Raw genomic sequence first — 18,113 nt, 5'->3', positions numbered from 1 at the left:
AGTCATCTCTACGATAATATCTGATCAAGTGCGTTACTTAAGTGTTCCACGGTACGATCAATGTTGTGTAACTTATCTAAACCAAACAACCCTAATCTAAAGGTTTGAAAATTGGCAGGCTCATCACACTGTAGCGGCACACCTGCGGCTATTTGTAGACCTAAATCAAGAAACTTTTTGCCATTTTGTATCGCGGCATCAGAGGTATAACTCACGACGACGCCGGGTGCTTGGAACCCTTCAGCGGCAACACTTTTAATCCCTTTGCTTGCTAATAATGCACGAACACGATCACCCAGCTCTTGCTGCTCCGCACGTACTTTTTCAAAACCATAGGTTTCTGTTTCTTTCATGGTGTCACGGAACGTGGTTAATGCATCGGTTGGCATGGTGGCATGGTAGGCGTGACCACCCTTTTCATAAGCTTCCATAATCTGTAGCCATTTTTTCAAGTCACAGGCAAAGCTGCTACTGGTTGTTGCATCGATAGCCGCTCTTGCTTGGGCGCTTAACATGACTAGTGCGCTACAAGGCGATGAACTCCAGCCTTTTTGAGGCGCGCTAATTAAAATGTCTACACCGGTCTTTTTCATATCAACCCATAGCGTTCCAGAGGCAATACAATCTAGAACAAATAAGCCCCCTACTGAATGAACCGCATCAGCAATGGCTTTGATATAGTCATCAGGAAGAATAATGCCCGATGAGGTTTCGACATGTGGAGCAAACACGACGTCAGGCTTTTCAGCTTTGATGGTTGCAACCACTTCATCAATGGGCGCAGGGGCAAATGGGGCTTCGTTTGTGTCAGAGGTTTTGCGTGCTTTTAGCACAATAGACTCTTGAGTAATATGGCCCATTTCTAAGATTTGAGTCCAACGGTAGCTAAACCAACCATTGCGAATAATGAGGCATTTTTTATCATTGGAAAATTGCCGAGCGACTGCTTCCATGCCGTAGGTTCCGCCACCGGGCACAACCACTACCGACTCGGCTTGGTACACGCCTTTTAAGGTACTGGATATGTCATTCATGACACCTTGGAAGGTTTTTGACATATGATTAAGAGAACGGTCGGTAAATACAACGGAATATTCTAGAAGCCCATCAGGGTCGATGTTTGGTAATAGCGCAGCCATTTCTTATCCTTATTAAATACGAGAATGAATATTGGTGTACAGCTTGTTATAGCAAGAGCATATCGCCATTAAATATCCAAAACAACTTTACAGTGATTCTTCAAAAAAATTATGATGCGGCATGAATATATTTGATATTAAGACAGCATTAAACTGGATATAAAATGAGAGAACTTATTCTTGGTGGTGCAAGATCAGGCAAAAGCCATTTGGCTGAGCAAAGGGCGGCTAGTTCACAGCAAGATGTTCTCTACATTGCGACGGCACAAGCTTACGATGATGAGATGAAAGCGCGCATTACGCGTCATCAAAGTGACCGTTCTACTCACTGGACCACCGTAGAAGAACCACACTATTTAGCAAGCGTGCTTCAGCAGCACGCAAAAGAAGAGCGCGTCATATTGGTTGATTGTTTGACGCTATGGATGAGCAATTTACTGTGCATGGATGACGAACCTTTTTTTAAGCAACAAAAAGAGCACTTTTTACAATGCTTTAAGGCACTCCCTGGTCATGTGATTTTGGTGAGCAACGAAGTGGGGCAGGGGGTTATTCCTGATAACGCGTTGGCCAGACGCTTTGTTGATGAAACGGGTTGGTTGCATCAGGCGTTGGCCGCTCAAAGTGACCGCGTGACGTTTGTAACAGCGGGTATTGCGCAACAACTAAAACCTTAGTATCTGATTGAAATACCATTAGAGTTGAGGGTCATAATGCACAAGAATTTTGATGAGAATTAACTATGTCACATTGGTTTGAAGCGCCGCTAGCTGAGATTGATTTAACCGCACAGCAACAAGCAGAGGCCAGGCAAGGGGTTCTGACTAAACCACCAGGTTCGTTGGGACAGCTAGAGCAGCTGGCTATTAAGTTTGCTGGTTGGCAGGGCACTGTGATCCCCGAGTTGATCGCCAATAAAACAGCGATAGCTATTTTTGCTGCTGACCATGGCGTTGCGGCTGAAGGGGTTTCTGCTTTTCCTCAGATTGTGACGGTTGAAATGGTGAAGAATTTTGCCCGCGGTGGGGCCGCTATTTGTGTTCTTGCAGGGCATCATAGTGCTGCCTTGCACATAATTAATGCAGGTACTGCAAATAGCGTTGAAGGTGTCGAAGGTGTTGTCGATTGCGCTATAGCTAAGGGCACTGCTAATTTTGCTAACCAACCTGCTATGACTGACTCGCAATGCTTAGACGCGTTAGCGATTGGCCAGCATGTTATTAATCATGTAATTGCTGACGATACACGGCTGTTTATTGGCGGTGAAATGGGGATTGCTAATACTACCTCTGCATCTGCTGTGTGTTGTGCTTTACTTAACATCAAAGCCGTTGAGTTAGCAGGGGCGGGGACTGGGCTTGACGAGCGCTCGATTATGCATAAAGCTGAGGTGATAGCGGCAGCGCTTCAGACGCATAGCGTGACCACTGAGCCGCTTGATGTTTTGAGGAAAGTGGGAGGGTTTGAAATTGCAGCATTGGCCGGTGCTTATATTGCAGCGGCTCAGAAAGGCATTCCCTCGCTAGTGGATGGTTTTATTGCAACTTCGTCTGCACTCTTGGCCTGTCGTTTGCAACCAGAACTTAAGCCGTGGTTACTGTTTTCTCATCAGTCCGCAGAAAAAGGTCACCAACGGGTGTTGGCTGCGCTAGAGGCTAACCCGCTACTATCATTGGGTATGAGGTTGGGGGAAGGGAGTGGAGCCGCTATGTGCTTGCCTATTATTGACTCAGCGCTAGCCTTGCATGCAAATATGGCGACCTTTGAAGAAGCTGAAGTCCAAACAGAAATTTAAACTCAGTAAATGATAGAGTATTGTCACGAAAGCAGAACAATAGGCTATTTACTTATTGTAGGCTCACTAGAGAAGCCTGATCTACAAAAGAATGCCTTATTTTGAATCGTACAAAACTCCCAGATAAATGGTTGAGCAGTAATGAGTACTTATAAAGAAACGATTATCGACTTGCTACGTCATGGTGAGCCGGTGGGAGGGCGATTATTAAGGGGGAGCCAAGATGATCCGCTGACCGAAGAGGGTTGGGGTCAAATGCATGCATCTGTAGGTGATCATCGCCCGTGGCATAAAGTTGTGAGCTCACCACTTAAACGGTGCGCCGAATTTGCTTCGCAGCTCGCTGAAAAACGAGGAATGGCTTATACAGAAGTCGCAGGCTTTCAGGAAATCGGATTTGGTCTTTGGGAAGGGATGAGTCCTGAACAAATTATTGATGCATATCCTGGAGAGCTAGAAGCCTACTGGCGTGACCCCACTCAGTTTTCTCCTCCAGAGGGCGAAACACTTGATGCATTTATACAGCGTGTATCTGGTTGTTGGCGAGAACTGTTAGCTGAAAGCCAAGGGCAACACATACTGTTGGTCTGTCATGGGGGCGTTATCAGGTCTATTATTAATCAGATCTTAGAAATGCCGCTAAACGCACTGTGGCGCATAGAAGTGCCCTATGCCAACGTTAGCAGAATTCGAGTCACGCATTTTGATGATTTTCCCGCTACCTCTAACTTGGTGTTTCATCAACCCCGCTTATGAGAGTGGGGCTTACATACCGTTAAATGACCGCTATTCTAGAAGTTAGTTGGTTTACTCTAAAAAAACGGCTTAAATTAGAGTAATTACTTTATTTTGATTTGGCATATTTAAATAGTTTATGAAGTAGGCGCTTATTTTTTTATTGAGCTCACTTAATGTAAGATAAATCTGTTTTATGTGCAGTTTAAAGGTTACTTTGATGAAGTCAGTGTATCAGGCCGAAGACGCTATACTACTTGCCCACTATGGCGAGATTCTGTATGAGTTAGCGATAGATAAAGGGGCTAATCCTGAAGCGCTACTTGAAAATACAGGCATACGAGAAAAGGTCTTACGTAATCCAGAAGCGACGTTAAACTTTGAACAGTTTAAGGCCTTGGTCACGAATGCGCTCGCCTTAACCCAAGACCCTTCGCTTGGGCTTCATTATGGATCCCGATTAAAATTTACCACCCATGGTGCCTTGGGGCAGGCTTCAATCAGTAGCGATAATCTGAGTGAAGCTATTTCTTCAATTATAAAGTATTACCGCACTCGCTTTGCCTTTATTGAGCTGTCATTTTTTATTGATGATAATGATGCTGTCATTCAATTAGATGAAAACTTGGGGCAAGGAGAGTTTAAAGCATTCTTAATAGAAGCGCTGTTTGTTTCAATTCTTGATGTTAGCAAATTCTTATTTGGTCCAACGTTAGCCAAGACGGGTAGTTGTCGGGTCAGCTATTCTCCCCCTCGTTATGTTCATCAGTATTTTAGTTTCTTTGTGGGGGACAACCGTTCAGCGTCGGAGTTTTCGGCGGATAAATTAAAAAAGATGATCTCCTTCAACTCGCCGGCCAATCAACTTCGGTTTGAGAAGCAGTTTTTAACGCTCCCAATGGTATTGGCAAACTCAGTGGCTAGACGACTAGCAGAAGAGACATGCGAAAAACAATTAAAGGCCGTTGATGATAAAGGCTTTATTGTGGCAAAAGTTAGGCGAAGTTTACAAGCTGACCCTGACCGCATCCCTTCGATGGAAGAAGTATCCGAAGGGCTTCACATGACGTCTCGTACACTTCGTCGTCAGTTACAGGCTTTTGGCACCAGTTTTCAGGATCTGCTTTCACAAATTCGCAAAAAAAGAGCTATAGAACTACTGCAAAATACGGATAAGTCAGTCGATGAGATTGCTTATGAACTGGGCTACAGCGACCCTTCTAATTTTGGCCGAGCTTTTAGAAAGTGGACAGAAAAATCACCTAGTCTCTTTAGGAAAGAGACGAGTTAGTATGCCTTTTTTTGTGCGCCTTTTCTCACGCCATCGCTAATATTTAAAATTACTAAAATCGTGCTATGTTTAAGGTTCTTATAACGTTAATACTGCGGATGTTTATTTAAATGATTACGGTTTATCAGTACCCTCGGTTATTGGGTATCCCCAATATGAGCCCATTTTGCTTAAAGCTAGAAGCTTGGCTCAGAATGGTCGACATTAAATATGATATTCGAGAGGTTGCAGACCCCCGTAAAGGTCCTAAAGGAAAGCTCCCCTTTATTAAAGATGATGAGATCGTTGTTGCTGATACGTCAATGATCATCGATTATTTGAAGAAGAAACATAGTATTCAAATCGATGATCACCTCACTCTGTCTGAACGGGCCGTAGCGTTGGCATTCGAAAGAATGTTAGATGAACACTTGTACTGGGCGTTACTCTATAATCGGTGGGTCGATGATAACTGGGTTAAAACCAAAGAGGCTCTTTTTTCCACATTACCTGTAGTGCTTAAAGGTATTGTACCTGCTGTAGCGCAGAAAAATATTAAGAGCGAACTCGATGGCCATGGAATGGGGCGTCATAGTCGTGATGAAGTTTATGAACGCGCTAATCAAGACCTTAAAGCGCTGACAGACTTTCTGGCAGATAAGCCTTATTTAATGGGCGATCAACCCTCTACTGTCGATGCAACACTATATGCGTATTTATGTAATATTTTAGAAGTGCCATTACGCAGCCCTATGAAGGACTATTTGAATAAATGCAAAAACATAAGGGCATATAACGAGCGTATGGGCGCGCAGTTATTTCCAGAATTTTTTAGACAAGATGAAAGTGAAGAGGCTTGGTTAACAGAGCGCTAGTGCGCTCTGTTGTTATTGCCTAGCAGAAAAGCGTTTAGTCTTCTAAGTAAGTGTAGCCACTTAACCCCTGTTCCAGCTCTTGCAATAAGTTTGATTTCTCATTAGCTGAAATGTCGCTATTGGTCAGTTGCTGTTGGTAGGCATGCAGCAGTGTACTCGGATCAAAGTTGACATACCGTAGTACTTTATCCACCGTATCCCCTTTAATCGGGTGCTGAATAATGACTTCGTTATCATCTCCGATAGCAATATCCACAGAATCTGTATCGCCAAATAAATTATGCATATCCCCCAGAATTTCTTGGTAGGCTCCGGTTAAAAAGAAGCCCAGCATAAATGGGCCCTCTTTAGGGTACGGCGGCAATGGCAATGTTGTTTCAATGCCTTCTTCATCAACATATTGGTCAATTCTACCGTCTGAGTCGCAGGTGATATCCTGAATAACTACACGGGTTTCGTCGGCTTGGTTAAGGCCTTCAAGGGGTAAAATAGGGAATATCTGATTGATCCCCCATACGTCGGGCAGCGATTGGAACAATGAGAAATTTACAAACAGCTTATCTGCGAGCTTTTCATTGAGTTCATCTAATATCTCTTGGTGGGCTTTGTTTTCATGCCGTAAAAGCTGACGCACTAGTGTGCACGTTGCGATATAGATTTGTTCCGCTTGAGCGCGTTGCTGTAACGTTAAAATGCCATGAGCAAACATGCTATGAACGTCTGTAATCGCATGGCAAGCATCGTGATAAATTTCCAGTATAGATCGCTTACTGTTCGCCAAGGTAAGGGTTTTATAATCGTTCCATAAGTCTTTTAGTGGCGTAGGGGCCTCATCTTCTGGTTCTTCTAAGCGGTCATACTCAGGTGATTCAACATCAATCACGTCTGCCACTAAAACTGCGTGATGAGCGGTTAGCGCTCTACCTGACTCGCTAATGATATTCGGGTGAGGAAGCCCCGTGTTTTCACACTCTTCTTTAAATGTATGAATAACATTGTAAGCATATTCGGCAATGCTGTAGTTAATAGAGCAGCTGCTGCGTGATCGAGTACCTTCATAGTCGACACCTAGACCGCCTCCGACATCAACCGTCGTAATGGGGGCCCCCATTTCTCTTAATTGACTGTAAAAGCGAGCGCATTCACCAAGGCCTGTTTGAATATCACGAATGTTGGCTATTTGAGAGCCAAGGTGAAAGTGCAGTAGTTGTAGCGAATCAAGTGAGTTGTTTTCTTTCAGCGTCGCTAGGACATCGAGAATTTGGCGAGCGGACAGGCCAAATTTAGACTTTTCGCCTCCAGTATTTTGCCACTTTCCTTTGCCGATGGTCGATAATCTAGCTCTTAGTCCGATTAGCGGCTTAACGTTAAGGTTCTTGGCTTCTTCGAGAATCAGTGTTAGTTCAGACCTTTTCTCAACGACTATAAATACCTTATGCCCCAGTTTTTGGCCGATTAACGCTAGGCGGATGTACTCACGGTCTTTGTAGCCATTACAAACAATGGTAGAGCCGGGCTTTTTAGAGAGCGCCAGTACGGCCATTAACTCAGGCTTACTACCCGCTTCAAGACCTACTTGGTTTCGGCTAGCTGCAGGTTCAGAACGAATAATTTCTTCAACTACGCGACGTTGTTGGTTTACCTTGATCGGGTAAACAATGGTGTAGTTTCCTTGATACTTTTGTTGCTCGGCCACCTGATTAAACGCATCACAAACACTGTTAACCCTATCGTGTAGGATTTCATTAAAGCGAATCAGGATGGGGGTTTGTAGCTGATGCTGTTTTAACCGTTCAACCAATTTCTTCAAGTTGATTTGCAGGCTATCATTGTGGCGATGGGGTTTAATGACCACTTCACCTTGTTGATCTACATCGACATAACCTTCACTCCAGTAAGGAAGGCTGTACTTGCCGCGGATGGTTTCTTTCATTAGTGTCCTTAATCGTAGAATCGTAATCTATGCAATGATTATAGTTGGCGAATTATAGATGGAAACTAAAATCTAATCATCGTTTAGTTATGCGCCAATGAACCTTTAATTTTGCTTCAACAATAGTAGCTAGCCAAGACGATTGAGATTAGAATAGCACGCCTTAACAGCCCTAATAATTAAACAACTTTTGGTGAGCCAGGAGAACCAAATGATGAACAATTTACCATCAGAGTGGTTTACAGAAGAATTTCAGAATGAAGGAACCGCGTTTTCTTTAAAAGTAAGCGAAAAACTTCATGATGAGAAGAGTGAATATCAGCATATAGAAATTTACTCAACCGAGACGTTTGGTAATCTCATGGTCATTGATGGTTGTGTCATGCTCACTGAGCGAGACAACTTTCTCTATCATGAAATGATGACTCACCCCGCATTGTTTACACATGCGAACCCAGAAAAAGTAGTGGTTATTGGGGGCGGCGATTGCGGCACATTAAAAGAAGTGCTTAAGCATCCGACGGTTAAAGAAGCCTGGCAGGTAGAGATTGATGAGTTGGTTACGCGTATGGCTGAGCGTTATTTCCCCGACCTTTGCTCGTCTAACCAAGATCCAAGAGCCAATTTCTTTTTTGGTGATGGTATTCAGTGGATGGCTGATGTAGTGCCTGGTACGGTTGATGTCATTATTGTTGACTCGACAGACCCCGTTGGTCCTGCTGAAGGGCTATTTGCGGTAGACTTTTATCGTAACTGCATGTTGGCGTTGAAAGAAGGCGGCATTTTGGTTCAACAGAGTGAATCACCCCTTTTACACAGTAAAACGATCATTAAAACAGCGCATAATGATATGAAAGATGCCGGCTTTGATCATGTTCATACACTTCCTTTCCCTCAGCCTGTTTATCCTACTGGTTGGTGGAGTGCGACGATGGCGAGCAAGCAAAAGCCACTGACCGTTTTTAGAGAAGAAGATGCTCAGCAGAAGCCTTTTGCGACGCGCTATTACAATAAAGATATTCACCGTGGAGCGTTAGCTGTGCCTGAGTTTATGAAGGCAGACCTCGACATAGACTAAATATATAAGTCTATGAGACTGAATATTGTTTAAATATTCAAACGAAAAAAAGGCGCTTTTAAAGCGCCTTTTTTACTGTTTACGACTTAACTATCTCTTAACTATTTGCTGCTAAATTCAGGGTAAGCTTCCATACCACATTCAGCAAGGTCAACGCCCTCGTACTCTTCTTCTTCGCTGACGCGAATTCCGATGACGGCCTTAAGAATGGCCCAAACGATCAATGAAGCACCAAATACCCATACGAAGATGGTTGCTGCGCCGATGGCCTGAGCTGCAAAAGAGGTTCCTTCATTGGTAAAGGGAACAACCATTACACCAAATAGACCGGCTACACCGTGAACAGAGATCGCACCGACAGGGTCATCAATTTTTAGTTTATCTAAGGTGATGATGCTAAATACAACCAGAATACCACCGATAGCACCGATAACCGTAGCTGAAAGGGCTGTAGGTGTATCAGGGCCTGCAGTAATAGAAACTAAGCCCGCTAATGCACCGTTTAACAGCATGGTTAAATCAGCTTTTCCAAACAATAAGCGTGCAGTGATTAGAGCGGCCATAGCACCACCGGCTGCGGCTGCGTTAGTATTCATAAATACGACGGCTACTGCATTAGCGCTTTCTACACTGGCGAGTGCCAATACAGACCCACCGTTAAAGCCAAACCAGCCTAACCAAAGAATAAATGTACCCAAGGTCGCCATTGGCAAGTTTGCACCAGGTATCGCATTAATCTGGCCATTGGCCCCGTATTTTCCTTTACGTGCGCCAAGTAAAAGAACGCCTGCTAATGCGGCTGCAGCACCGGCTAAGTGAACGATACCAGACCCTGCGAAATCAGTGAACGCATAGTAGGTCATCTCGCCATCAACGATTACGTTTTCAGTTAGCTCAGATAGGCTGAATAGACCGAAAACTGACTCTCCACCCCAGGTCCAGCTACCTTCCATAGGGTAGATGAATGCCGTCATAACAACCGCAAATGCGAGGAAAGCCCATAATTTCATGCGCTCAGCAACCGCACCTGAAACAATAGACATCGCCGTGGCAACAAATACAACCTGGAAGAAGAAATCTGCTGCAGGAGCATAGCTCGCCGCTTCTTCAGCGCCTGCTACACCATCAGCTTCGATTCCGCTCAAGAAGAATAACTCGGCGCCACCTTGATACATAATGGCGTAACCGCAAATCATGTACATGGTGCAAGAAATCGCGAAAAGCGCGACGTTTTTAGTTAAGATTTCAGTGGTGTTTTTAGAGCGTACAAGGCCGGCTTCGAGCATCGCAAACCCTGCGGCCATCCACATGACCAAAGCACCACAAACGAGAAAGTAGAACGTGTCCATTGCATATTGCAATTGGAAAATTTGGTTTTCCATAATTAAGCCCTCCGCACTAGGCTTATTTAATGATTAAACTGAAGTGTGTATAACGTCGTCGCGATTAAACTGCGTCTGCACCCGTTTCGCCGGTACGTATACGAATAACTTGCTCAAGCGTTGTAACAAAGATCTTGCCATCGCCGATTTTTCCAGTGTTAGCGGCTTTCGTAATGGCTTCGATAACCTGATCAAGTAAATCAGTCGCAATAGCGATTTCAACTTTTACTTTAGGTAGAAAGTCCACAACGTACTCAGCACCTCGGTAAAGCTCTGTGTGGCCTTTTTGACGACCGAAGCCTTTGACTTCTGTTACGGTAATTCCTTGCACGCCAATTTCAGACAATGCTTCACGCACGTCATCGAGTTTAAATGGTTTTATAATGGCAGTTACGAGTTTCATTTGGTTCTCCTTTAGAGCCGCCGAAATTTTTAGTTATTGAATCGGTTAAGCAAAACTATGACTACGCACACTGTACTTTTTATAGTGCCCTGAATGGGCCGCATATAAATAAGTAACCGTGCGGATTGTACGTAGTAATAGCATTAGCTATGCCAATGATATAAATAACTTTAAAAACAGTAAGATAGCAGCCTTTGCTTGGGTTTTTTTGATATTGTTGGCTCAATTATAACGCATTGTTAGTGAATGCGAACTGATCTAGTGCGCTAATAATTCGCAAGTAAGCCCAATGCTTCATAATGGTGCGTTATAGAAGTGTAAAGCGCGACAGATTAATTTAGTGGATCATATTAAGCATGTTAGAATGGTCGATAAATGCTGAAATACAGCACGTTTACCAAACTGGATGATAAGGAAGGGCCGTTTATGTTAACCCCACAACAAATTTTAAGCTCTATTCATGAACAGGTAGGGCAGTTTATTCCTGATGTCGCTAAGTCTGCACAAGATGACCTGCATAACCATGTAAAAATGGTCGTAAGCAGTGTCTTGAGTAAACTTGACCTCGTGACTCGCGAAGAGTTCGAAACACAGCAAGCGGTACTTCATAGAACACGTGCTATGTTAGAAACATTAGAAAAACAAGTTAGCGAGCTAGAAAAGACGTTTGCTGATAAGTAGTGAAAAAATAAGGTGCGTTCACTAACGCACTAAACTGGAACATCCTCCTACGTCGGTCTAACAACAGGGTTGATAACCTCGATAGGATGGAATATTAGCAAGGAATGCTATGTCACTTTCAATTATCTATAGTCGCGCCCGCGTGGGTGTCAGTTCACCCTTGGTGACGGTCGAGACTCATATCTCAAATGGCCTACCGAGCCTCTCTATTGTTGGGTTACCTGAAACCGCCGTTAAAGAAAGTAAAGATCGAGTTAGAAGTGCGCTCATTAACTCTGGCTTTGAATTCCCCAATAGAAGAATCACTATCAATTTAGCCCCTGCAGACTTGCCGAAAGAAGGAGGTCGCTATGATTTAGCGATCGCGCTTGGTATTTTGGCGGCATCTCATCAGCTGCCAGCAGAACCGTTGGTGAGTAGAGAGTTTATCGGTGAATTGGCGTTAACGGGTGATGTTCGTTCGGTAAAGGGGTGTCTGCCTGCTGCAATGGCTTGTGGTAAAGAAGGGCGAACACTTTATGTGCCTTCACAAAATAGCGAAGAAGCGTCGCTGTGCCGTTCTACTCGAATGTTGGCCGCAGATCACTTATTACAAGTCTGCTCAGATATTAAGGGCGATAGTTTGCTGCCCGAACTGGCATTCGACCAAACTCGTCAGAATGATGGGGTGATACCTGATTTACTCGAGGTAAAAGGGCAATTTCTGGCAAGGCGCGCCTTAGAAATTGCTGCGGCTGCTAGCCTTAACCTGTTATTTTATGGCCCACCGGGTACCGGTAAAAGCATGCTGGCGTCTCGCTTACCCGGTATTTTGCCTGGTTTAACCGAAAGTGAAGCCTTAGAAGTTGCGGCCATTCACTCCATTGGTGGCCAGCCGGTTGATTTTGCGAGTTGGGGACGGCGTCCGTTTAGAACACCTCATCATACTGCTTCAGCTGTTGCCTTGGTGGGCGGAGGAAGTTCACCTAAACCGGGCGAAATTTCGCTGGCTCATAATGGCGTTCTCTTTCTCGATGAGTTGCCAGAATATAGCCGTAAGGTACTTGAAGTGCTGCGAGAGCCGCTAGAAAGTGGCCATATTGCTATTTCGAGGGCTGCTTCTCAGATAACGTTTCCGGCTAGGTTTCAGTTGGTTGCTGCAATGAATCCATGTCCTTGCGGCTATCATGGGCATCCGAGTATTGAGTGCACCGATACGCCACAGCAGGTGATCAAGTACCGGCAAAAACTCTCTGGGCCTTTGTTAGATCGTTTTGACATGCACGTAGAAGTACCTGCGCAAGCGGCCGATGTATTAATTGCGAAGTCTTTGAATACCGAAAGTAGTGAAACGGTTAGAAAGCGGGTGTTAATTGCCCGAGATATTCAATTCCACCGTTCAGGCAAGGCAAACCGTGAGCTATCTGGAACCGAGCTAGAAGAGGTATGCAAATTGAATGACCAATCTCGATCGCTGCTTGAGAATGCCATGAATCGCTTAGGGTTATCCGCCAGAGCATTTCATCGGGTGCTAAGGGTGGCGAGAACCATCGCAGACCTTCAGCAGGCCGAGGTGGTTTCGATGCAGCATATCACTGAGGCGTTGGGATATAGAAAACTTGATCGAAAGGCAACATAAAAACGGCTGAAAATAAAAAAAGCCGCTTGAAAATTCAAGTGGCTTTAAAGGGGTCTTAAAGGAAGACGAACCATGATGTTTATCAGTGATTCTATTAGGGATTATAAACCTATTCACTGCTTTAGTTGGTTAAATAATGCACATAAACTGTTAACTCTTGTGAAATGACTTAGTATTCAACTCTGTCAGGTTTTTTAAGCCACTGTTCTAGTAGTGCTCGGCCTTCATCCGGAATAAGTGCAGACATTTTCATTGTTCGTTGCTCAATAGGCTTTGAGAGCTCCCGGTACATATCGCTATCATCAAAACCCACTAGGCTGGCGTCCTCTCTATTTGCAGAAAACCATATTTTGCTAACACCTGCCCAATAAGCGGCACCTAGGCACATCGGGCATGGTTCGCAGCTGGTATATAACTCGTAGCCTTTAAGGTCCCAGGTGTTGAGCGTTTGGCAAGCGCTGCGAATAGCCATTATCTCGGCATGAGCGGTAGGGTCATTGCCAGTAGTAACGCTATTGCAGCCAGACGCTATTTCAACACCATCTTTGGCAATAATGGCACCAAACGGGCCGCCAAGAGCGTGTTTTATATTGTGTTGCGCTAGTTGTATGGCTTGTCTAATGAGCTCAATATGGTGTTGTTCCATGTCGACACCTATTTGTCTTTGGAGGTTTTAATGATTTAAGCATGAAGCAAAAGTAAAGTCGAAAATAACCGTTAACCATACACCAGTACTTGTAGCCTTGATGAAAGGAGGCACGACTGTAGTCAGGATTGGGTTATTTGAGGCTTCGGTGTAGTGGGTTTCCTTGACTCCCCTGCACGGCATCACGGCTACGGTTTTTGATCTTATTCGGTTTTGTTGGCATTTATACCCTAACAACTTGATTAATTTTCGTCCCACTTTTATTATGCGCGGGCGTTAATGACTAACCATGCTGAATGATCATTACCTATATAAGTAGCCGAAGAGAACCTTATGACTGATACAGAAACAAAGCGCCATCACCGCCCAATACGAAGCTTTGTTATTCGTGGTGCCCGTATGACCCTAAGGCAACAAAAAGGGTGGGATCAGTTATGGTCTAAAAGAGGTTGTGCCGTAGAGAATGGAATGCTGCATTATGATGATTTATTTGGCGAGCATTCTGAAACGATACTAGAAATTGGCTTTGGCATGGGTGATTCGTTAGCCGAGATGGCAGCTAAAAATCCAAACGCTGGGTTCATTGGTGTTGAGGTTCATCGGCCGGGTGTTGGGGCAATTTTGTGCTCGATGGATGAAATGTCATTAGATAACATTCGACTCTTTTGTGAAGATGCGAACGATGTACTGGCTCATTGCATTCCTGATGCGTCCCTAGACCGAGTGCAGCTATACTTCCCTGATCCGTGGCACAAGTCTCGCCATCATAAACGTCGATTAGTCCAACCGGACTTTGCTCAGAAGATTCGTCAAAAGTTAAAAGTGGGTGGCACTTTTCACATGGCGACGGACTGGGAAAACTATGCCGAGCATATGATGGAAGTCATGTCAGCGGCAGAAGGGTATGAGAATATTTCTGGTAAGGGACAGTATACACCACGCCCAGATTATCGTCCCACGACTAAGTTTGAGCGTCGTGGTGAGCGTTTGGGGCATGGTGTTTGGGATTTAGTGTTTAAGCGAGTTAACTAGTTTTAGCTACGAGTTTTGCAAGCTTAGCTTTAAGAAACTCGTAACGCTTAAACTGCTTGTGATCGCTTTTGATGTGACTGGCGTTAGCCAAGCATTGTTGACACAGCTTGATGCTGCCGTTGTTATTTTGCTCTGTCGGAATCAACTTTAACAATACTTGAGTCATGTTCAAGTTTAGCGCAGGGTGTTTAGGCGAGTAGGTTAACGCATCACGAAAGACCGCAATCGCTTCCCGATGATTACCCGCTTCAACATGTTGTATTCCCGCTTTATTAAGTTCGGCTGCTTTGGTTCGGTTTTGCCACGAGACAGGTTCATCTCTTAATGCATCAATTTTGTGCATGACCTCTGCATTATTGCTATGTAAGGCGGATAAATGATTCAGTACCATTTCGGCATCATTTTCTTTATCTAGGTTAAATAATGTTTGGGCGTACTCCATTGCCATTTCGGGCGGGAGTTCTGCTGCAATCATTAAGTAGACATCTTGTGCTTCTGTCAGGGCTTGTTCGGCTTGTTCGGTTCGCTCACAGGTTTTATGGATACGTGCTTTGATCATATTAGATTGAAAGTTGACGGCCTCTTCTTCGCCAAAGCGTTCTTGAGCGGTACCAATTGCGCCTAATGCTTCTTCTGAGCGGCTGTCTCGTAAAGGAGGGGTAAGGGCTACAGAGGTTTCGTTAAGGCAGCGAGCGAAGTTTAGGTAGTTATTTGCATTTTGATAGATCGATTGCTCACCGTGTTCTGTCGCATTTCTGAATGCTTCTGTCGCTATTTCATAATCTTGGTTTTCTATGCATAGCTCGCCCAACTTAATGTGTCGCTGGATCGCCCTTGGGGAGCGAGCAACAGCTTCAAACAGAGTCTCTTGCGCTGCTTTTTTGCGTTTTGTCTTTATTTGTATGTCTGCAAGCAGGTCGTAAGCGATAAGACAGAGTGGGTTATGCTCAATAATGCCTTCTAAAATAGGTTCTGCGGTAGTGTATTGCTTTTCTTCTATAGCGACTTTAGCCAACCCTATTTTTGCCCATAACAAAGGGCGGGTTTGAAGCACCTCGTTATATACGTCTTTTGCTTCCTTGAAGCGCTCAGTTTGTAAGAATAGGGAGGCTTTTGTTTTGTGGCACCAGCTAGCATATTTGCTGCGCTTTCGAATTTTCTGTTCGCAAAGGTATATGGCCTCATCAACTTCATCACAGTCCATTGAATATTTGATCTCATAGAGGGCTTCTGAGTCGATTAATAAGCTATCAAGGCGTTGCTTTAGTGAGTCTCGGGTGATGGGTTTACTAATATATGCGTCAGGCTGATACTCTATAGCGCCTAACACCATGTCTTTAGTGGTGTCCGCAGACATCATGACAAAAAGAGAGGCGTGCTTAAGGTATTTTTTATGCCTGAGTTCTTCTAGTACTTGCTGACCATTTTTAGGGCCGAGGTTATAGTCACAAAGCACGACATCGAAAACTCCATTTTTGCACTTTTCTACTGCGTCGACGCCATCTGCAGCAAAGTCAATAAACCAAGCACCATATGACTTTAAATACTCCTCCATAATCATGCGTAATTTGATATTGCTATCAATGATTAAGAATCGGGTTTGAGTATATTCCCTGAAATACATGGGGGAGGCTATTCCTTTACTGCGATATGCAAAATTATGAGAACCGACTTTTACTATAGCTTGTTTTTTTTATAACGAGAATAGTTAGCGAGTGATAGCCCAAATTGAACTGAGGGCTATAAGAATCGGTCTAGCAGCTGATTTAGGAAAAGGTGGCCTTTCTCTGTCGCTTTTAATCGACTTGGCTCAATTAATTTATCCAATCGGGCTTGAGAGAGTGCGGGCTCTAATGATTGAAGCGATAGCCCGGTAGATTCAGTATAGAGTGATTCAGAAACACCTTCGTTAAGGCGCATGACATTCATCAGAAATTCTAGCGGCAAGTCCTCAGCTGCGAGTATCTGATTTGATGCTTTATAGTTGTCGATTCTATTGAGATAAGCCTCGGGTTGACGGGTCTTTTGATAGCGCATAATGGTAGACCCTGATGGATCTAGGGTGGTTACTTTTCCGTGAGCGCCTGCACCAATCCCTAAGTAGTCACCAAAGCGCCAGTAGTTTAAGTTGTGCTTGGCTTGATGGCCTTTGGTTGCATAAGCCGACACTTCATACTGGATTAAGTGGTGGCGCTTAAGCAGTGCCTGGCCTGCTTCTTGAATTTGCCATAGGTCATCGTCTTCTGGCAGTGTGGGAGGCCTACTGTAGAACTCAGTATTAGGTTCGATCGTTAATTGATACCAAGATAAATGAGGCGGCTTAAACGATAACGCAGTCTCAAGGTCTAGCAATGCTTGTTGCTCTGACTGACCGGGTAGGCCGTGCATAAGGTCTAAATTAAAATTGTCGAAACCACTTTGACGGGCAATATTGATCGCTGTCTGCGCTTCGGTGCCCCCGTGTATTCTGCCCAGTGCCTCTAGCTTTTTATCATCAAAGCTTTGAACGCCTAGTGAAAGTCGGTTAATACCTGCTTCGCGGTATCCGGCAAAACTTTTTTGCTCGACTGTGCCTGGATTGGCTTCCATAGTGATTTCAATATCCTCAGCCCAGTCTATTTTAGCGTTAATGTACTCAAGCAATGAACGATAAAATGTAGGTGATAGCAGGCTAGGTGTTCCGCCACCTATAAATATAGAGCGTAGTGGCCGCCCTTGAATGTAAGGGAGCTCACTATCAAAGTCGTTAAGAAGGGCTTTGAGGTAGGCCGCTTCGGGTATCTGTTTACTCGTGTGAGAATTAAAATCACAGTAGGGGCACTTTCGAATACACCAAGGCGTATGGATATACAGGCTAAGTGGTGGCAGTTCAGTTAGCTGAAGCATGGCAATGTATCTTCTATTTAGATAAGCGGTGTGCGTCTGTCAGCTTATTGATTAGCTTACCCAAAGCCTTCCCTCTATGGCTAAGACGGTTTTTCTCTTCGCGATCAAGTTCGGCTGATGCACACTGCTTTGAAGGGACCCAAAATAAAGGATCATAACCAAAACCTTGATCGCCAGCAGGGGCTTCAAGAATGATGCCTTCCCAACTACCTTGGCACACAATAGGTGTAGGGTCTGCAGGGTGTTCGAGATAGACTAAAACGCATTGGAATCTAGCTGTGCGGTTTTCTGGTTTAATGCCTGTTAGTTCTCGTAGTAGTTTCTCGTTATTCGCTGCATCGTTGCAATCTTCACCGGCGTAACGAGCGGAATAAATGCCGGGTAAGCCGAGTAAGGCATCGACTTCTAGGCCTGAGTCATCCGCAATGGCGGGTAACCCAGACATTTTGCTTGCGTATCGGGCTTTAAGTATCGCATTCTCAATAAAGGTGAGCCCTGTTTCTTCAACTGACGTAACGTTAAACTCAGATTGCGGAATTACTTCGATATCTAAGGGGGCTAAAAGTTGATTAAACTCGTTTAGTTTGCCTTTGTTACCGCTTGCCAGAACCACTTTCATTGCTGTTGCTTCCCCGTTACT

At 44.4% G+C, this 18,113-nt stretch carries 17 protein-coding genes; 9 read left to right on the top strand and 8 right to left on the bottom strand.

Translation table 11 applies throughout. From position 1 onward, the window contains the following. Window positions 1–8: 8 nt before the first annotated feature. On the bottom strand, window positions 9–1,139 hold the full coding sequence (locus NKI27_RS18270; protein WP_265047444.1) for an aminotransferase class V-fold PLP-dependent enzyme: 1,131 nt from the start codon (window positions 1,137–1,139) through the stop codon (window positions 9–11). Window positions 1,140–1,303: 164 nt separating this feature from the next. Here NKI27_RS18270 and cobU point away from each other — a divergent pair, with 164 nt between their 5' ends. The 5 genes from cobU (at window position 1,304) to NKI27_RS18245 (ending at window position 5,814) form a co-directional block, all read left to right on the top strand. Further along, window positions 1,304–1,816, top strand: a complete 513-nt coding sequence (gene cobU, locus NKI27_RS18265) for a bifunctional adenosylcobinamide kinase/adenosylcobinamide-phosphate guanylyltransferase (protein WP_265047443.1) — start codon at window positions 1,304–1,306, stop codon at window positions 1,814–1,816. A 65-nt stretch (window positions 1,817–1,881) separates the two neighbouring features. Then, on the top strand, window positions 1,882–2,934 hold the full coding sequence (gene cobT / locus NKI27_RS18260; protein WP_265047442.1) for a nicotinate-nucleotide--dimethylbenzimidazole phosphoribosyltransferase: 1,053 nt from the start codon (window positions 1,882–1,884) through the stop codon (window positions 2,932–2,934). A 141-nt stretch (window positions 2,935–3,075) separates the two neighbouring features. Continuing rightward, a complete protein-coding gene (locus tag NKI27_RS18255) occupies window positions 3,076–3,690 on the top strand; it encodes a histidine phosphatase family protein (RefSeq protein ID WP_265047441.1) in 615 nt (204 codons plus the stop codon). 199 nt (window positions 3,691–3,889) lie between these two features. Beyond that, complete coding sequence (locus NKI27_RS18250) at window positions 3,890–4,960, top strand: AraC family transcriptional regulator (protein ID WP_265047440.1); 1,071 nt, start codon at window positions 3,890–3,892, stop codon at window positions 4,958–4,960. Between the two features lie 110 nt (window positions 4,961–5,070). Continuing rightward, window positions 5,071–5,814, top strand: a complete 744-nt coding sequence (locus NKI27_RS18245) for a glutathione S-transferase family protein (protein ID WP_265047439.1) — start codon at window positions 5,071–5,073, stop codon at window positions 5,812–5,814. A 34-nt stretch (window positions 5,815–5,848) separates the two neighbouring features. Here the strand turns inward: NKI27_RS18245 and speA are convergent, their stop codons facing one another. After that, complete coding sequence (gene speA / locus NKI27_RS18240; RefSeq protein WP_265047438.1) at window positions 5,849–7,747, bottom strand: biosynthetic arginine decarboxylase; 1,899 nt, start codon at window positions 7,745–7,747, stop codon at window positions 5,849–5,851. 211 nt (window positions 7,748–7,958) lie between these two features. On the opposite strand from speA, the gene speE reads away from it, so the two are divergent. Then, on the top strand, window positions 7,959–8,825 hold the full coding sequence (gene speE / locus NKI27_RS18235) for a polyamine aminopropyltransferase (RefSeq protein ID WP_406802636.1): 867 nt from the start codon (window positions 7,959–7,961) through the stop codon (window positions 8,823–8,825). A 101-nt stretch (window positions 8,826–8,926) separates the two neighbouring features. On the opposite strand, the gene NKI27_RS18230 is transcribed toward speE, so the two are convergent. Together NKI27_RS18230 and glnK are read right to left on the bottom strand one after the other, a co-directional pair. Continuing rightward, on the bottom strand, window positions 8,927–10,207 hold the full coding sequence (locus NKI27_RS18230) for an ammonium transporter (RefSeq protein WP_265047437.1): 1,281 nt from the start codon (window positions 10,205–10,207) through the stop codon (window positions 8,927–8,929). A gap of 64 nt (window positions 10,208–10,271) precedes the next feature. Further along, window positions 10,272–10,610, bottom strand: coding sequence for a P-II family nitrogen regulator (gene glnK / locus NKI27_RS18225; RefSeq protein WP_265047436.1), 339 nt, complete (start codon window positions 10,608–10,610; stop codon window positions 10,272–10,274). A gap of 375 nt (window positions 10,611–10,985) precedes the next feature. Between glnK and NKI27_RS18220 the strand changes: the two genes are divergently transcribed. Together NKI27_RS18220 and NKI27_RS18215 are read left to right on the top strand one after the other, a co-directional pair. Then, a complete protein-coding gene (locus NKI27_RS18220) occupies window positions 10,986–11,291 on the top strand; it encodes an accessory factor UbiK family protein (protein ID WP_265047435.1) in 306 nt (101 codons plus the stop codon). Between the two features lie 109 nt (window positions 11,292–11,400). Further along, window positions 11,401–12,909 carry a YifB family Mg chelatase-like AAA ATPase gene (locus NKI27_RS18215; RefSeq protein ID WP_265047434.1) on the top strand — a complete coding sequence of 503 codons (1,509 nt, stop codon included), beginning with the start codon at window positions 11,401–11,403 and terminating at the stop codon, window positions 12,907–12,909. Window positions 12,910–13,078: 169 nt separating this feature from the next. On the opposite strand, the gene NKI27_RS18210 is transcribed toward NKI27_RS18215, so the two are convergent. Next, window positions 13,079–13,555: a nucleoside deaminase gene (locus tag NKI27_RS18210; RefSeq protein WP_265047433.1), complete on the bottom strand. Its 477-nt coding sequence runs from the start codon at window positions 13,553–13,555 to the stop codon at window positions 13,079–13,081. 333 nt (window positions 13,556–13,888) lie between these two features. On the opposite strand from NKI27_RS18210, the gene trmB reads away from it, so the two are divergent. Next, window positions 13,889–14,587 (top strand): tRNA (guanosine(46)-N7)-methyltransferase TrmB, encoded by a 699-nt coding sequence (gene trmB, locus NKI27_RS18205; RefSeq protein WP_265047432.1) that lies wholly within the window; start codon window positions 13,889–13,891, stop codon window positions 14,585–14,587. Here the strand turns inward: trmB and NKI27_RS18200 are convergent. The 3 genes from NKI27_RS18200 to NKI27_RS18190 form a co-directional block, all read right to left on the bottom strand. Next, the gene (locus NKI27_RS18200) at window positions 14,580–16,211 is read right to left on the bottom strand and encodes a tetratricopeptide repeat-containing response regulator (protein ID WP_265047431.1); all 1,632 of its coding nucleotides are present in this window, start codon (window positions 16,209–16,211) and stop codon (window positions 14,580–14,582) included. The two genes, trmB and NKI27_RS18200, sit on opposite strands and share 8 nt — an antisense overlap. Before the next feature lie 116 nt (window positions 16,212–16,327). Next, on the bottom strand, window positions 16,328–17,473 hold the full coding sequence (gene hemW, locus NKI27_RS18195) for a radical SAM family heme chaperone HemW (RefSeq protein WP_265047430.1): 1,146 nt from the start codon (window positions 17,471–17,473) through the stop codon (window positions 16,328–16,330). A 13-nt stretch (window positions 17,474–17,486) separates the two neighbouring features. Further along, complete coding sequence (locus tag NKI27_RS18190; protein ID WP_265047429.1) at window positions 17,487–18,092, bottom strand: XTP/dITP diphosphatase; 606 nt, start codon at window positions 18,090–18,092, stop codon at window positions 17,487–17,489. Between the last annotated feature and the right edge of the window lie 21 nt (window positions 18,093–18,113).

The sequence above is a fragment of the Alkalimarinus alittae genome (assembly GCF_026016465.1).
In the GTDB taxonomy this organism is placed as follows: domain Bacteria; phylum Pseudomonadota; class Gammaproteobacteria; order Pseudomonadales; family Oleiphilaceae; genus Alkalimarinus; species Alkalimarinus alittae.
Note: the sequence above shows the minus strand (reverse complement) of the source record. Positions and strands in the feature narration are given on the sequence as shown.

What these genes read in the sequence shown, in the direction of transcription:
- trmB (WP_265047432.1), top strand. Translation starts at nt 13,889, where the DNA reads ATGACTGATACAGAAACAAAGCGCCATCACCGCCCAATACGAAGCTTT.
- NKI27_RS18270 (WP_265047444.1), bottom strand. Translation starts at nt 1,139, where the DNA reads ATGGCTGCGCTATTACCAAACATCGACCCTGATGGGCTTCTAGAATAT.
- cobU (WP_265047443.1), top strand. Translation starts at nt 1,304, where the DNA reads ATGAGAGAACTTATTCTTGGTGGTGCAAGATCAGGCAAAAGCCATTTG.
- NKI27_RS18190 (WP_265047429.1), bottom strand. Translation starts at nt 18,092, where the DNA reads ATGAAAGTGGTTCTGGCAAGCGGTAACAAAGGCAAACTAAACGAGTTT.
- glnK (WP_265047436.1), bottom strand. Translation starts at nt 10,610, where the DNA reads ATGAAACTCGTAACTGCCATTATAAAACCATTTAAACTCGATGACGTG.
- NKI27_RS18210 (WP_265047433.1), bottom strand. Translation starts at nt 13,555, where the DNA reads ATGGAACAACACCATATTGAGCTCATTAGACAAGCCATACAACTAGCG.
- cobT (WP_265047442.1), top strand. Translation starts at nt 1,882, where the DNA reads ATGTCACATTGGTTTGAAGCGCCGCTAGCTGAGATTGATTTAACCGCA.
- NKI27_RS18230 (WP_265047437.1), bottom strand. Translation starts at nt 10,207, where the DNA reads ATGGAAAACCAAATTTTCCAATTGCAATATGCAATGGACACGTTCTAC.
- NKI27_RS18255 (WP_265047441.1), top strand. Translation starts at nt 3,076, where the DNA reads ATGAGTACTTATAAAGAAACGATTATCGACTTGCTACGTCATGGTGAG.
- speA (WP_265047438.1), bottom strand. Translation starts at nt 7,747, where the DNA reads ATGAAAGAAACCATCCGCGGCAAGTACAGCCTTCCTTACTGGAGTGAA.
- speE (WP_406802636.1), top strand. Translation starts at nt 7,959, where the DNA reads ATGATGAACAATTTACCATCAGAGTGGTTTACAGAAGAATTTCAGAAT.
- hemW (WP_265047430.1), bottom strand. Translation starts at nt 17,473, where the DNA reads ATGCTTCAGCTAACTGAACTGCCACCACTTAGCCTGTATATCCATACG.
- NKI27_RS18220 (WP_265047435.1), top strand. Translation starts at nt 10,986, where the DNA reads ATGCTGAAATACAGCACGTTTACCAAACTGGATGATAAGGAAGGGCCG.
- NKI27_RS18250 (WP_265047440.1), top strand. Translation starts at nt 3,890, where the DNA reads ATGAAGTCAGTGTATCAGGCCGAAGACGCTATACTACTTGCCCACTAT.
- NKI27_RS18200 (WP_265047431.1), bottom strand. Translation starts at nt 16,211, where the DNA reads ATGTATTTCAGGGAATATACTCAAACCCGATTCTTAATCATTGATAGC.
- NKI27_RS18245 (WP_265047439.1), top strand. Translation starts at nt 5,071, where the DNA reads ATGATTACGGTTTATCAGTACCCTCGGTTATTGGGTATCCCCAATATG.
- NKI27_RS18215 (WP_265047434.1), top strand. Translation starts at nt 11,401, where the DNA reads ATGTCACTTTCAATTATCTATAGTCGCGCCCGCGTGGGTGTCAGTTCA.